This window comes from Pseudomonas sp. KH_046_2 (assembly GCF_057838985.1).
In genome coordinates this window covers 748,767-762,296 of sequence record NZ_CM174480.1, presented here as the reverse complement: position 1 = coordinate 762,296, position 13,530 = coordinate 748,767, and the positions used below count along the sequence as shown (strand labels likewise).

Below are 13,530 nucleotides of genomic sequence, written 5' to 3'. Positions count from 1 at the left end.
TTGCCACCATGGCAAGGTCAAGTTCTGACGTTAGCTGCCGGGCTGGCAATCGGCGCGACGCTCGGCCAAGCTGCGTCCATCAATGACTCGAACTCAGGAGATTCAGCCATGCGCTGGTCAGTTTTCAGCCTGTTTGGTTTTCTCAGCCTTTTCGCCGCCGTGCCTTCGGTCAATGCTGCCGGTCAGGATTATGGCGTGCTGATCATTTCCCGCGAGCGCCTGGAAGTCGCGACCAGCTGCGAAATCGGTGTGTACATCCAGGATCAACTGGCGGCACGGCTGTTTCAGGAACAGAGCACCTCGTTCAACCTGCCGCCCGGCATCGTCTCGCTGCGTCTCAAGCTGCTGCCGGGCCAGATGCCGGGTTGCAATCCGGGCATGCTCGCGCCTGGCTCGCAGGATATCCAGCTCAAGGCTGGGGATGTGCTCAAGTACCGGATTGCGATGTCCCAGGAAGGGATGTACCTCAAGCGCGCCGGTCTCGGTTACTGATCGGCTATTTGATCTGAAACATGGCACTTGACCTTGCCAGCATGGCAAGGTTGATCCTGTGGTCATCTACTACAGGGAGTGCGACCGATGTCCGAATCCACCACGTTCGACCTGCCGATTGCTGGCATGACCTGCGCCAGTTGCGCCGGGCGGGTCGAGCGCGCCTTGAGCAAAGTCATGGGCGCCAGTGCCGTCAGCGTCAACCTCGCCACTGAACAGGCGCGGGTCCTGGCACCCAGCGATAGCCTGCCGGCCTTGATGGATGCCGTAGCCAAGGCCGGCTACAGCGTGCCGCAACAGAGCCTGGAGCTGAGCATCGACGGCATGACCTGCGCATCCTGTGTCGGTCGCGTCGAGCGTGCGCTGGGCAAGGTTGCTGGAGTGAAAAGCGTCAGCGTCAACCTGGCCAACGAACGCGCCCACCTTGAACTGCTCGGCCAGATCGATCCGCAGACCTTGATCGCCGCGGTGACCAAGGCTGGCTACAGCGCCAGCATCTGGGAAGCCGAACACCCGCCAACCGACAATCAGAAACAGCGTCTGCACCGCGAACGCCTGGCCTTGATCATCGCCATTGCCCTCGCCTTGCCGCTGGTATTGCCGATGCTGCTGCAGCCATTCGGCGTGCACTGGATGCTCCCGGCCTGGGTGCAATTCGCCTTGGCCACGCCGGTGCAATTCATCTTCGGCGCACGGTTTTACGTCGCCGCCTGGAAAGCCGTGCGCGCCGGAGCCGGCAACATGGACCTGCTGGTCGCCCTGGGCACCAGCGCCGGGTATGGCTTGAGCCTGTACGAATGGGCCACCGCCGCCGGGCGCATGCCGCATCTGTATTTCGAAGCCTCGGCGGTGGTGATCGCCCTGGTGCTGTTGGGCAAATACCTGGAAAGCCGTGCCAAGCGCCAGACCGCCAGCGCCATCCGTGCCCTCGAAGCCTTGCGCCCGGAACGGGCGATTCGGGTGACCGATGGCAACGAGCAAGACGTCGCCATCAGCGCCCTGTGCCTCAATGATCTGGTGATGGTCAAACCCGGTGAACGCTTTCCGGTGGACGGCGAAGTGGTTGAAGGCCAGAGCCACGCCGACGAGGCCCTGATCAGCGGCGAGAGCCTGCCGGTGCCCAAGCAGCCCGGCGACAAGGTCACCGGCGGCGCGATCAACGGTGAAGGCCGGTTGTTGGTGCGTACCCAAGCCCTCGGTGCGGAAACCGTACTGGCGCGGATCATCCGTCTGGTGGAAGACGCCCAGGCCGCAAAAGCGCCGATCCAGAAACTGGTGGATAAAGTCAGCCAGGTGTTCGTCCCCGCCGTGCTGCTGATTGCCCTGGCCACCCTGATCGGCTGGTGGCTGTACGGCGCACCGATGGAAACAGCGCTGATCAACGCCGTAGCGGTGCTGGTGATCGCCTGCCCGTGCGCCCTGGGCCTGGCCACGCCGACGGCGATCATGGCCGGCACCGGCGTGGCGGCGCGCTACGGGATTCTGATCAAGGACGCCGAAGCACTGGAGCGTGCCCATGAAGTCAGCGCGGTGGTGTTCGACAAGACCGGCACCCTGACCTCCGGCGCCCCGCGCATTGCCCATCTGAGTGCCATCGACGGTGATGAGGCGAGCCTGCTGCAATTGGCCGGCGCCCTGCAGCGCGGCAGCGAGCACCCGCTGGCCAAGGCTGTTCTGGATGCCTGTGCCGAGCGTGGATTGGAGGTGGCCGACGTCAGCGACAGCCAGTCCCTGACCGGCCGCGGCATCGCCGGCAACCTCGAAGGCCGTCGCCTGGCGCTGGGCAATCGGCGTCTGCTGGAGGACAGCGGTTTGAATGCCGGGCCGTTGGCCGACTCGGCAATCGCGTGGGAAAAAGAAGGCCGGACCTTGTCCTGGCTGATCGAACAATCCCCCGAACCACAGGTGCTGGGCCTGTTCGCCTTCGGTGACACCCTCAAGCCCGGCGCACTGCAAGCGGTGCAACAACTGAGCGCACGAAACATCAGCAGCCACCTGCTGACCGGCGACAATCGCGGCAGCGCCAAGGTGGTGGCCGAGGCCCTGGGCATCCACGATGTGCATGCCGAAGTGCTGCCGGCGGACAAAGCCGCCACAGTCGCCGCACTGAAACAAACCGGGGTGGTGGCGATGGTCGGCGACGGTATCAACGACGCCCCGGCACTGGCTGCCGCCGACATCGGCATCGCCATGGGCGGCGGCACCGACGTCGCCATGCACGCGGCCGGCATCACCCTGATGCGCGGCGATCCGCGACTGGTGCCGGCCGCATTGGAGATCAGCCGCAAGACCTACGCCAAGATTCGCCAGAACCTGTTCTGGGCCTTCGTCTATAACCTGATCGGCATTCCGCTGGCGGCGCTTGGCTTCCTCAATCCAGTGCTGGCCGGTGCGGCGATGGCATTGTCGAGCGTCAGCGTGGTGAGCAATGCGCTACTGTTGAAAACCTGGAAACCCAAGGACCTGGAGGACAACCGATGAACATCGGCCAAGCGGCCCGCCACAGTGGCCTGAGCGCAAAGATGATCCGTTATTACGAATCCATCGGCCTGCTCAAGGCGGCCCATCGCACCGACAGCGGCTACCGGGTATACGGCGATGACGACCTGCACACGCTGGCGTTCATCAAGCGCTCGCGGGACCTGGGGTTTTCTCTGGAAGAAGTCGGCAAGTTGCTGACCCTCTGGCAAGACCGCCAGCGCGCCAGCGCCGATGTGAAGGCGTTGGCCCGCCAGCACATCGATGAGTTGAACCAGAAGATCCGCGAGTTGGGTCAGTTGCGCGACACCTTGCAGGACCTGGTTGAGCACTGTCAGGGCGATCATCGGCCGGATTGCCCGATTCTCAAGAATCTTGAGTCGGGGTGTTGTGCCACCCCTACCAACCACCGCAACTCCCTGTAGGAGTGAGCCTGCTCGCGATAGCAATCTGCCTGACACATCAATGTTGAAAGTGCCGACGCTATCGCGAGCAGGCTCACTCCTACAAGGGATTTGTATTGCGCACAAAAAACCCGGCCGAAGCCGGGTTTTTCTTTATCCGATCACTGCATCCAGGGCGGAGGCGGTTCTTCGGTCTTGCCCGGCGGCGCATCGTCCGCCGCGCGTACGGCCTGCTTGCGCTCTTCATCCAGGCGCGCGGCCTCGATTTCGCGCATGATTCCGCCCACGTCGGCCAGTTCTTCCGTGTCAGCGAACTCGCCGGTCAGGACACTGGCCGGGTGCAAGGTGCCGGCCTCGTACAAGGCCCACATTTCCTTGGCGTACTTGGTCTTCTTCAGCTCCGGTGCAAACCGCCCGAAGTAGGACGCCATGTTGCCCACGTCACGCTCCAGCATGCTGAACGCATGGTTGTTGCCCGCTGCGTCCACTGCCTGCGGCAGGTCGATGATCACCGGGCCGGTTGGCGTCAGCAGCACGTTGAACTCAGACAAGTCGCCGTGCACCAAACCGGTACACAGCATCAACACGATCTGGGAAATCAGATACGCGTGATACTCCCGGGCCTGGTCCGGCTCCAGCACCACATCGTTCAGGCGCGGCGCGGCATCACCGTACTCGTCGGCCACCAGCTCCATGAGCAGCACGCCTTCGAGGAAGTCGAACGGCTTGGGCACCCGCACACCGGCATTGGCCAAACGGAACAGCGCCGCCACTTCGGCGTTCTGCCAGGCGTCCTCGGTTTCCTTGCGGCCAAACTTGGAGCCCTTGGCCATCGCACGGGCCTGACGGCTGTTGCGTACCTTGCGGCCTTCCTGATACTCGGCCGCCTGACGGAAACTGCGTTTATTCGCCTCCTTGTAGACCTTCGCGCAACGCAACTCGTTGCCGCAGCGCACCACATAAACAGCTGCTTCTTTACCACTCATGAGTGGGCGCAGCACCTCGTCGACCAGACCGTCCTCGATCAGGGGTTCAATGCGTTTTGGAGTCTTCATCAGCTTTTATTGTGGGTCCTTTATTACCAAACACGCGAAAGTCATTCGTTATACGGCAATCCACTCACGGGGGGGAGGGGTTGCCGACTTATGAACATTGCAGAAGCACACAATGTACCGATTTCATCAGGTAAAACCGACGACCGCCATGGTCGTTCCAGATGATAGCCGAGCCTGCGTCACTTGTTGTGCAGGGGCATTGAGGGCAATTGCGACAGAAGCTGACACCACACTTCATACCTTCCGTAGGATTTTTCCCAGCGGGCCTCAATTTCCTCCAACAACAGCCGAAGTCCTTAGTGACAAAGTGATTTGTCCGACATTCGCTGCCACAACAAAAGCGTTGCCGCACTCAAGGACCCGGGTTGACCAAGAACGATTACGGCTGCCAATAAACCGCGAGTCATCGGCACTGCGTGGGCCTACAAGAAAATCTGGAGCGCGGATGAACATCAAACAGAAGTTGACCTGGGCGTTTGCAATCATCGCCTGTCTGCCCGTGGTGCTGGTCGCCACCCTCGTTGTGCTGAACCTGCGCAGTGATGCCAGGGACGAATTCGTCGACGGCAGTGCCCGCGAGATTCGTCAGGTCAGCAACGCCATGCAGTTGTTCTTTGACGGCATCAGCCAGAACGTCGATTACCTGGCCAGGCAACCGCTGATCCGAAACTCCGACGACAGCCTCAAGACTTACATGGCCGCCAACGCAGAGAGCGTCCCCCAGGGCGAGGCAGACAAAAAAGTCTTCACCCTGCTCCAGGACCTGGGCAACAGCCACCCGGCCTACGCCTATGCCATCCTCGGCACGGCGGCGGGCGGCTACGTGTCGTGGCCGGATGATCCGAAGCTGAATAACTACGACCCTCGCCAGCGCCCCTGGTACAAGGCAGCCCAGGCCAAACCGGGCAAACCGTTTCGCACCGAGGCCTATTACTGGGCCCAGGACGACGCGACCTACGTCAGCACCGTGCGCACCATCGACAACAAGCTGGGCAGCAACGGCGGCGTGGTCAGCATCGACGTGACGCTCAAGCAGCTCACCGAGATCGTCAAGCAGATCAAGCTCGGTGAAACCGGCTACCTGATGCTGCTGGAAAACACCGGCATGGTCCTGGTGGATCCGAAACAACCGGAACACAACTTCAAACCGCTGAACAGCCTTGGCGACGGCTACGCGCAACTGGCCAAGGCCGGCAAAGGCCTGGTGGAAGTGGAGCTGAATGGCGAGCACTACATGGCCAATGTCTGGCCGTCGGAGCAACTGGGCTGGACCTTCATCGGCCTGATCAAACAGGACGACGTGATGAGCTCAGCGACCCAGTTGACCTGGTTGATCGCCATCATCGCCGCCGTCCTGGCTGTCATCTTCGCCGTCGTCGGCGCCAGTTTTGCCAGCCTCATCGTGCGCCCGATCCGCAGCGTGGCCAGCGGCCTGGAAGGCATCGCCCAGGGCGAAGGCGACCTGACCCAGAACCTGCAAATCCGTGGCAACGATGAAACCGCGCAACTGGCCAACTGGTTCAATCAGTTCCTGACTGCGATTCGCAACCTGATCCAGAACATCGGCGGCGCAGCGGGCAAGATCCTCGCCACGTCCAAGAGTTCGACCCAGGTCTCCAGCGACATGGCCGAAGCCGCCGGACGCCAGCGTGAGGCGGTGGACATGGTCTCTACGGCGTTCCACGAAATGGTCGCCACCGCCAACGAAGTCGCGCGCTCTTGCAGCCAGGCCGCGGAGTCTGCCGACAGTGGCCAGCGCCAGGCGCGCGAAGGTCAGCAACAGATCGATGCGGCGGTGAACAGCGTGGATCGCCTGAGCCAGGAAATCGAGCAGTCGGCCCAGTCGATGCAACAGCTCGAACGCGACAGCAACGACATTCAGTCGATCCTGGGGACCATCCGCTCGATCGCTGAACAGACCAACCTGCTGGCGCTGAACGCCGCGATCGAAGCGGCCCGTGCCGGTGAACAGGGACGCGGCTTTGCCGTGGTAGCTGACGAAGTGCGGGCCCTGGCCAAGCGCACGGCCGACTCCACGGCGGAAATCGACGGACTGCTGGGCAACCTGGCCAAACGCACCAGCCAGGTCACCCAACAGATGCACGCCAGCCTGGAAGTGTCTCAGCAATCGGTGACGCGCATCGGCGAGGCGCGCAACAGCTTCGGGCAGATCCGCGAGTCGGTGGACGTAATCCGCGACATGAACACCCAGATCGCCACGGCGGCGGAACAACAGCATCAAGTGGCCGAGGACATCAACCGGCACATCAGCCAGATCCATGGCGATGCGCAGTTGGTGGCGGAACTGGCCAACTCGGCGCGCCTGGATTCCCAGAGCCTGGCCGGGTTGTCGAATGAGCTGGACGGGTTGGTGCGCAGGTTCCGTACCTGATCAGCCGACACACCACCAATCCCTGTGGGAGCGGGCTTGCTCGCGAAAGCGGTATGGCAGTCAACATTGATGTTGAAGCTGATGGCCTCTTCGCGAGCAAGTCGGATCGCCGCACCGCCGCTCCCACAGTTTTTGTGTTCAGCGTTCAAGGATGGCGGTCACGCCCTGCCCGCCCGCCGCGCAGATCGATATCAGCCCCCGCCCCTTGCCCGCCGCATACAGCAACTTCGCCAGGTTGGCGACGATGCGCCCGCCCGTGGCGGCAAACGGATGCCCCGCCGCCAGTGAACTGCCCTTGACGTTGAGCTTGCTGCGGTCGATCGAGCCCAGCGGCGCATCGAGTCCGAGACGGGTTTTGCAGTACTCGGGATCTTCCCAGGCCTTCAAGGTGCACAGCACTTGCGCGGCGAAGGCTTCGTGGATTTCGTAGTAGTCGAAGTCCTGCAAGGTCAGGCCATTGCGCGCCAGCAACCGTGGTACGGCGTAGACCGGCGCCATCAACAAACCTTCCGCGCCGTTGACGAAATCCACCGCCGCCGCCTCGCCGTCACGCCAGTAGGCAAGAATCGGTAAGCCACGGGCCTTGGCCCATTCTTCACTGCCCAGCAACACCAGTGACGCGCCATCCGTCAGAGGTGTGGAGTTGCCGGCGGTCAGGGTGCCCTTGGCGCTTTTCTCATAGGCCGGCTTGAGCGCGGCGAGCTTTTCCAGCGTCGAATCCGGGCGCAGGTTGTTGTCGCGGGTCAGACCCAGGAACGGAGTCATCAGGTCGTTGTGCCAGCCTTCGACGTAGGACGCGGCCAGCTTCTGATGGCTCTCGAGCGCCAGTTGATCCTGTGCTTCGCGCGGGATGCTCCAGGTCTGGGCCATCAGCTCGCAGTGCTGGCCCATGGACAACCCGGTGCGCGGCTCGCCGTTGCGCGGGAATTCAGGGATCAGATGTTTGGGGCGCAACTGCAGGAAGGTCTTCAGTTTGTCGCCGGTGGTTTTCGCGCGGTTGGCTTGCAGGAGGATTTTGCGCAGGCCCTCGCTGACGCTGATCGGCGCATCCGAGGTGGTGTCCACGCCCCCGGCAATGCCGCAGTCGACCTGGCCCAGGGCAATCTTGTTCGCCACCAGCAACGCCGCTTCCAGCCCGGTGCCGCATGCCTGCTGGATGTCATAGGCCGGGGTGGCGGGCGACAGACGCGAACCCAGTACGCACTCACGCGTGAGGTTCATGTCCCGCGACAACTTGAGCACCGCCCCGGCGACCACTTCGCCGATACGCTGGCCGTGCAGGTTGTAACGTTCGATCAGGCCTTCGAGGGCGGCGGTGAGCATCACCTGGTTACTGGCCGTGGCGTAGGGGCCGTTGGAGCGGGCGAAGGGAATCCGGTTACCGCCGATGATCGCGACGCGGCGCAGTGGGGTCATGAAAAGCTCCTGTGAAATATCTGGTCTGGACAGTGCTTCCTGTGGGAGCGAGCCTGCTCGCGATGGCGGCCTGTCAGCTACATTGATGTCGACTGACTTATCGCCATCGCGAGCAGGCTCGCTCCTACACTGTAACCAAGCGTAGGCCTTATCTCGTGGATCGAACGACTGATCGCCATTCGTGGTCCACACTTTGATCCCCAGCTTTCGGAGCGCGTTCCATGTCTGACCGCTATATCGACTTCGCCAATTCGTCCATCGGCCACCGTCTGGTGGGCGCCCTGGGGTTGCCGGCGCCGACCAGGCTTGAGCGCTGGCAAGCGGGTCGGTTGCGACCTGTGGAAGGCGCTCTGCTGATCGGCGGCGGGCCGTTGGCCGAACACGTCAGCGCCTTCGCCAACCGCCTGACCGACGCGATCTACAGCTACGGCACCGAGCCGTCGATGGCCACGGCCTGGATTCCCGGCCACGGACCGAAACTCAAGGCCGTGGTGTTCGACGCCAGTGACCTGCTGCACACCGATCAGCTCAAGCAACTGCGCGAGTTTTTCCAGCCACTGATGAAGAACCTCGAACACTGTGCGCATCTGGTGATTCTCGGGCGCGACCCGCAAACCCTGTCTGATCCGTTGGCCGCCAGTGCCCAGCGTGCCCTGGAAGGTTTCAGCCGATCCCTGGCCAAGGAGTTGCGCAGCGGTGGCACCCTGCAATTGATCTACGTCGGCGAAGGTGCCGAGGCGCAACTGGAAGGCCCGCTGCGGTTTTTCCTCTCACCGAAAAGCGCCTTCGTGTCCGGGCAGGTCATTCGCTTGAATCCGTGCGCGACGCCAGTCACCGACTGGACACGCCCGCTCGCCGGGCGCAAGGCACTGGTCACCGGCGCTGCGCGGGGCATTGGTGCCGCCATCGCCGAAACCCTGGCCCGCGATGGTGCCGACGTCACCCTGCTCGACGTGCCACCGGCCAAAACCGATCTCGAAGCCCTCGCCGCGCGCCTCGGCGGGCGCAGCATCACCCTCGACATCTGCGCCGAAGACGCCGCCGCGCAGTTGGTCGAACAGCTGCCCGACGGCCTCGACATCGTGGTGCACAACGCCGGCATCACCCGGGATAAAACCCTGGCCAACATGACCCCGGAATTCTGGGACGCGGTGCTGGCGGTCAACCTCAATGCGCCGCAAGTGCTGACCAAAGCCCTGCTCGACAGCGGCACCCTGCACGACAACGGCCGGGTGATCCTGCTGGCATCCATCAGCGGCATCGCCGGCAATCGCGGGCAAACCAATTACGCGGCGAGCAAGGCCGGGCTCATTGGCCTGGCGCAAGCCTGGGCGCCGCTGCTCCAAGAGCGCGGCATCAGCATCAACGCCGTGGCGCCGGGTTTCATCGAAACGCAGATGACCGCGCACATTCCCTTCGGCCTTCGCGAAGCCGGACGCCGCATGAGCTCTCTCGGCCAGGGCGGCCTGCCGCAGGACGTCGCCGAAGCCGTAGCCTGGCTCGCGCAACCGGGCACCGGCGCGTTCACCGGGCAAGCATTGCGCGTATGCGGGCAAAGCGCTCTGGGGGCTTAAGGATGATCACCGACTGGCACACACTCAACCGCGAACCCGGCCTGACGGGGTTGTACGCACGAGCGGCGACACGGCGAAAAATCACTGGCAGCCGCCTGCCAGACTCGGGTTTGCGGTGCTGGATCGAAGTCGATCCCAAGCGCCTGGCGGCTTATCGCAAGGTCTGTGGTTTCACCGACAACGGCCTGCTACCGCCGACCTACCCGCACATCCTCGGGTTTGCCTTGCAGATGCAATTGCTCACAGCCAGGGACTTCCCGTTCCCGCTGCTGGGTCTGATTCACCTGAGCAACCGCATTCGTGTACTGCGCCCCATGGGCGGGGTGAGTCGGGTGCGCGTCAGCGTGCAAGTGCAGAACCTGCAACCCCACGCCAAAGGCGCGACGTTCGATCTGCTGACCACCCTCGACGATCAGTTGGGCCCGTTGTGGGAAGCACAAAGCCGGATGCTCTGTCGCGGCGTCAAACTCGAGGGCGAACCGCTTGAAGAGGGCCTGGTATCGAGCCTGGCCCTGAGCGAAATCGAGCACTGGAAAGCGCCCACGGACATCGGCCGGCAATACGCCAGGGTGTCCGGCGACTACAACCCGATTCACCTGAGCGCGGCCAGCGCCCGACTCTTCGGCTTCCCGACCGCCATCGCCCATGGCCTGTGGAACAAGGCACGCACGCTGGCTGCGCTGGCCGGGCATCTGCCAGCGGCGAATGTCGAGATCGCAGTGCAGTTCAAGAAACCGGTACGGTTACCCAGTGAAGTGACGTTGCTGGCCAGTGCGCCAGGGCCGAGCGGGGATTTTCAGCTGGTGGGTGTCGGGGATCTGGAGCATATGGTCGGGCATTGGCAGCCGGTTGCCTGACAAGGCTGATGTTTGTGGCGAGGGAGTTTGCCTGATGGGCTGCATACATTCAGATAATCAGGCCGGCCGGTAGGCCGCCTTCGCGGGCAAGCCCGCTCCCACAGGTACTGAGTACATTTGCAAGAAATTGGTCGGATCTCAGGCCGCCATCGCGAGCAGGCTCGCTCCTACAGTTGGGCTGGGTACATTCGAAAGAAATTGGTCGGCTGGAAGGCCGCCATCGCGAGCAAGCTCGCTCCCACAGAAGAGCAAAGGCAGAGCAGCGTACACCAACGCTCTTCACCACTCATCAGGCCGAGCGTTAGCTCGCCTGCAGCTTTTGATCTTGATCCACCCGCCCCCTCGGAAGGCTGAGCGGAGGTGTTCATCCGGGGACTGGCGCGCAGCGCCGTTCGACGAAGTCGAACTCATTGCATGTAGGTCGAAGCGAAGCCGACCGGAGGGCAATGCCCCCGGATGAATACCGCAGCGAAGGAACCCCGAGCCTCAGCGAGGGGCCGTACGTAAGGGGCGAGACCTTTGGTTACTTTGGGGCGTTTGCCAAAGTGACCCGCTGTAAGAGCCAGCCCTTTCAAGGTGTTTTCCCTTTATGGGCCTTAAGCACCCGATCGGTCGACACATGAGCATGCGCAGCTTTGCCGTCCAGCCACTCCTTGGGTTTGGCGATTTTGGGACCGCGTATGCTTTTGGCCACTTGCTTGGGCTTGATATTCCTGGCCAGCGCCAACAGTCGCATTGCCAGCGTTTCCAGGGTCGTTTGAAGGGGCAGGTAATCTGAGGGTAACGCGATCTGCATGCCCTCGTAACCGCTACGCACTTGCACGGTCAGATGGAAGATCGAAGCCTCCCAACCTTCAGGCAATGTCTCGCGATGAGCCTGTTCCACGCTACGTTTGAGCACTGCCAGGACGTTGTAGGCCAAGATCGCCGAAGCAAAACCCAGCAAGGCCGCCCGGGGAGCGCCAAGGCTTTCGATTTCACTGTCCAGCACCGATTCCAGGCGTTGGAACATCCCTTCGATACTCCAGCGACGACGATATAAATCGGCGATTTGCACGGCGCTGATGGTGTCGGGCAAGTTGCTCCAGAACCACATCACGCAGTCGCCTGATTCGGTAGGTGTTTGCAGGGTCAGTTCAACTCGGCGCCAGCGATGACCACCTTTGAGTTCGATGATTTGCTCGCGCACCGTGCCGGATTCAACCGCCACAGGTTCTTGCCAGCTGCCTTCCTCCATCAACCGTGGATGTTTGCTTGGCTGGCGAATAATGAACGAAGCCTGCGTTTCCTCGCAGGCTTGCATGACGGGCAGCGTGCAATACAGCCGATCGGCCATCCACAGCTGACCCTTAGTAGCGCGGGCCAACAACGGCAGCACGCTGACGCGTTCACTCGCGTAGGCATCCTCGCAAGGTTGCAAGTCGACGATCTGATCCAGGTCCGGGTCGTAGACCACGACTGAAAACCCTGGCCGGGCCGCACCTCGTTCCCGGCGCAAAGCCCCCAAGCGTTTTTCGGTAGAAGGCAGGTGGTTACCGTCGACAATGCGCAATTGCCAGCCAGGCAAAATGGCGGGACAACCCAACTCCTCTATCGTCGGGGTCAGGCGCTCAGCGCTCCCTGTGACCAACGCCCGCAGCAATGCAGGCTCTGTGCGACTGACCTTGTCATAGAGCGCCGCCAAGGTAACCGGTAGGTCATCCATCTGGCGGGCAGCGGCATGCAAGGAAGGGCGCAAACCCAATGAAACAAGGGACATCAGTTCAACGATGGTCGAAAACAAAAGCTCACGCGGGTATTGGCGTTGACGGTGTTCTTCGAACACCTGATCAACCCATTCGGCAGGAACAGCCTGCTCCAGTATCAACTTGGTCATGACACTGGCCGGTGTCTTTTTTTCAAACCGTGCTAGAACTTCTGCCCACATCGTTTTCGTCACCCTGACTGGAGTTTTGGGGGAGTTTAAACGAAGACCTTGAAAGGGCTGGCTGTAAGAGCGGAACCGTCAGCAGCCGTTACCGCAGAAATGGATATGTACTCGATCAACCCCAACATGGTCGGCCCAGAGGCCGCCAAGTCAACGCTTGACCAGATAAACCTGCGGCTGAGGAAACAGATTATTCAGCGTCTCCAACAACCGCACGTGATAAATCGGCTTGCGAAAAAGATCCAGCACCTGCAAGCGCAACATGTCACTGACATCATCCATGCCCGCATGCCCCGACATCACAATCACCGGCAAATGCTGACGCGAGGTGTGTTCGCGCAAGCGCTTGATCAACGACATGCCGCTCTCCTCCGGCATGCGCAAATCGGTGATCACCAAAGCGATATCGGGATGCCGGGTCAGATGCTGCAACGCGAGCTTGACCGAAGTGGCCGTAAAACAATTGAACCCCTCACCCTCCAGCAACTCCGTCAACTCAAGCAATGCGTCCTCTTCGTCATCCACGAGAAGAAGCTGTTGGCGTGGCTGTGCGTGAGCGTTCATGAGGTAACACCTGCAATGGACGAAGCGCTGACGTTAGAAACCCTGTGAAGCAACAGCAAATTGTCGACTTCCTTGTCACAGCGCCGCTTGAATCGCGGTGAACGTGGTCGTGATTGCAGCCCTGATATTTACACTGAAACCCGCGAGCACCACCGCGACCATGGCCGCAATGATCGCGTACTCAATACCGGACGCACCCTCGGTATCCCTGACCAGGTCCTTGTAAAAAGCGATCCCGGATTTGACCTTCTCGACAAGCTTGGAAAAAGACATGGCATTTCTCCTGGACGACGACGGGTGTTGCACGGACGCAACATGATTCCCCAGTGCCAGCACCAGCATTGTCGGCATTCCCCGGCCCAACAACTGTA

11 protein-coding genes and 1 pseudogene are annotated in these 13,530 nt (G+C 61.8%); 7 read left to right on the top strand and 5 right to left on the bottom strand.

All coding sequences use genetic code 11. The annotated features are described in order from the left end of the window. The first annotated feature begins 108 nt into the window (after positions 1 to 108). From AC3IX1_RS03415 to cueR, 3 genes are all read left to right on the top strand, one after another. Positions 109 to 492 carry a hypothetical protein gene (locus tag AC3IX1_RS03415; RefSeq protein ID WP_489387140.1) on the top strand — a complete coding sequence of 128 codons (384 nt, stop codon included), beginning with the start codon at positions 109 to 111 and terminating at the stop codon, positions 490 to 492. An 87-nt stretch (positions 493 to 579) separates the two neighbouring features. Then, positions 580 to 2,973, top strand: coding sequence for a heavy metal translocating P-type ATPase (locus tag AC3IX1_RS03410; protein WP_489387139.1), 2,394 nt, complete (start codon positions 580 to 582; stop codon positions 2,971 to 2,973). Then, entirely contained in the window at positions 2,970 to 3,395 is a 426-nt protein-coding gene (gene cueR / locus AC3IX1_RS03405; RefSeq protein ID WP_489387138.1) for a Cu(I)-responsive transcriptional regulator, read from the top strand. The genes AC3IX1_RS03410 and cueR overlap by 4 nt, the downstream gene beginning before the upstream one ends. Before the next feature lie 140 nt (positions 3,396 to 3,535). Here cueR and AC3IX1_RS03400 read toward each other — a convergent pair whose 3' ends face one another. Beyond that, a complete protein-coding gene (locus AC3IX1_RS03400; RefSeq protein ID WP_150727786.1) occupies positions 3,536 to 4,429 on the bottom strand; it encodes a PA4780 family RIO1-like protein kinase in 894 nt (297 codons plus the stop codon). 112 nt (positions 4,430 to 4,541) lie between these two features. Here AC3IX1_RS03400 and AC3IX1_RS03395 point away from each other — a divergent pair. Then, positions 4,542 to 5,963, top strand: a pseudogene (locus tag AC3IX1_RS03395) (cache domain-containing protein); the annotation flags it as partial. A 90-nt stretch (positions 5,964 to 6,053) separates the two neighbouring features. After that, positions 6,054 to 6,821 carry a methyl-accepting chemotaxis protein gene (locus AC3IX1_RS03390; RefSeq protein WP_371319548.1) on the top strand — a complete coding sequence of 256 codons (768 nt, stop codon included), beginning with the start codon at positions 6,054 to 6,056 and terminating at the stop codon, positions 6,819 to 6,821. 138 nt (positions 6,822 to 6,959) lie between these two features. On the opposite strand, the gene AC3IX1_RS03385 is transcribed toward AC3IX1_RS03390, so the two are convergent. Continuing rightward, the gene (locus AC3IX1_RS03385) at positions 6,960 to 8,237 is read right to left on the bottom strand and encodes an acetyl-CoA C-acetyltransferase (protein ID WP_489387137.1); all 1,278 of its coding nucleotides are present in this window, start codon (positions 8,235 to 8,237) and stop codon (positions 6,960 to 6,962) included. A 221-nt stretch (positions 8,238 to 8,458) separates the two neighbouring features. On the opposite strand from AC3IX1_RS03385, the gene AC3IX1_RS03380 reads away from it, so the two are divergent. Together AC3IX1_RS03380 and AC3IX1_RS03375 are read left to right on the top strand one after the other, a co-directional pair. Further along, a complete protein-coding gene (locus tag AC3IX1_RS03380; protein ID WP_489387136.1) occupies positions 8,459 to 9,811 on the top strand; it encodes a 3-oxoacyl-ACP reductase in 1,353 nt (450 codons plus the stop codon). Positions 9,812 to 9,813: 2 nt separating this feature from the next. After that, positions 9,814 to 10,668 (top strand): MaoC family dehydratase, encoded by an 855-nt coding sequence (locus AC3IX1_RS03375; protein ID WP_489387135.1) that lies wholly within the window; start codon positions 9,814 to 9,816, stop codon positions 10,666 to 10,668. A 571-nt stretch (positions 10,669 to 11,239) separates the two neighbouring features. On the opposite strand, the gene AC3IX1_RS03370 is transcribed toward AC3IX1_RS03375, so the two are convergent. The 3 genes from AC3IX1_RS03370 to AC3IX1_RS03360 all read right to left on the bottom strand — a co-directional run bounded on the left by AC3IX1_RS03370 (position 11,240) and on the right by AC3IX1_RS03360 (position 13,432). Next, positions 11,240 to 12,544 carry an IS4 family transposase gene (locus AC3IX1_RS03370; RefSeq protein WP_489385590.1) on the bottom strand — a complete coding sequence of 435 codons (1,305 nt, stop codon included), beginning with the start codon at positions 12,542 to 12,544 and terminating at the stop codon, positions 11,240 to 11,242. A 201-nt stretch (positions 12,545 to 12,745) separates the two neighbouring features. Next, positions 12,746 to 13,159: a response regulator gene (locus AC3IX1_RS03365; RefSeq protein ID WP_489387134.1), complete on the bottom strand. Its 414-nt coding sequence runs from the start codon at positions 13,157 to 13,159 to the stop codon at positions 12,746 to 12,748. A 75-nt stretch (positions 13,160 to 13,234) separates the two neighbouring features. Further along, positions 13,235 to 13,432, bottom strand: a complete 198-nt coding sequence (locus tag AC3IX1_RS03360; protein ID WP_489387133.1) for a Flp family type IVb pilin — start codon at positions 13,430 to 13,432, stop codon at positions 13,235 to 13,237. Positions 13,433 to 13,530 lie beyond the last annotated feature (98 nt).

Excerpts from the sequence above, each read along its gene's own strand:
- AC3IX1_RS03415 (WP_489387140.1), top strand. The coding sequence starts at position 109 with ATGCGCTGGTCAGTTTTCAGCCTGTTTGGTTTTCTCAGCCTTTTCGCC.
- AC3IX1_RS03410 (WP_489387139.1), top strand. The coding sequence starts at position 580 with ATGTCCGAATCCACCACGTTCGACCTGCCGATTGCTGGCATGACCTGC.
- cueR (WP_489387138.1), top strand. The coding sequence starts at position 2,970 with ATGAACATCGGCCAAGCGGCCCGCCACAGTGGCCTGAGCGCAAAGATG.
- AC3IX1_RS03400 (WP_150727786.1), bottom strand. The coding sequence starts at position 4,429 with ATGAAGACTCCAAAACGCATTGAACCCCTGATCGAGGACGGTCTGGTC.
- AC3IX1_RS03390 (WP_371319548.1), top strand. The coding sequence starts at position 6,054 with ATGGCCGAAGCCGCCGGACGCCAGCGTGAGGCGGTGGACATGGTCTCT.
- AC3IX1_RS03385 (WP_489387137.1), bottom strand. The coding sequence starts at position 8,237 with ATGACCCCACTGCGCCGCGTCGCGATCATCGGCGGTAACCGGATTCCC.
- AC3IX1_RS03380 (WP_489387136.1), top strand. The coding sequence starts at position 8,459 with ATGTCTGACCGCTATATCGACTTCGCCAATTCGTCCATCGGCCACCGT.
- AC3IX1_RS03375 (WP_489387135.1), top strand. The coding sequence starts at position 9,814 with ATGATCACCGACTGGCACACACTCAACCGCGAACCCGGCCTGACGGGG.
- AC3IX1_RS03370 (WP_489385590.1), bottom strand. The coding sequence starts at position 12,544 with ATGACCAAGTTGATACTGGAGCAGGCTGTTCCTGCCGAATGGGTTGAT.
- AC3IX1_RS03365 (WP_489387134.1), bottom strand. The coding sequence starts at position 13,159 with ATGAACGCTCACGCACAGCCACGCCAACAGCTTCTTCTCGTGGATGAC.
- AC3IX1_RS03360 (WP_489387133.1), bottom strand. The coding sequence starts at position 13,432 with ATGTCTTTTTCCAAGCTTGTCGAGAAGGTCAAATCCGGGATCGCTTTT.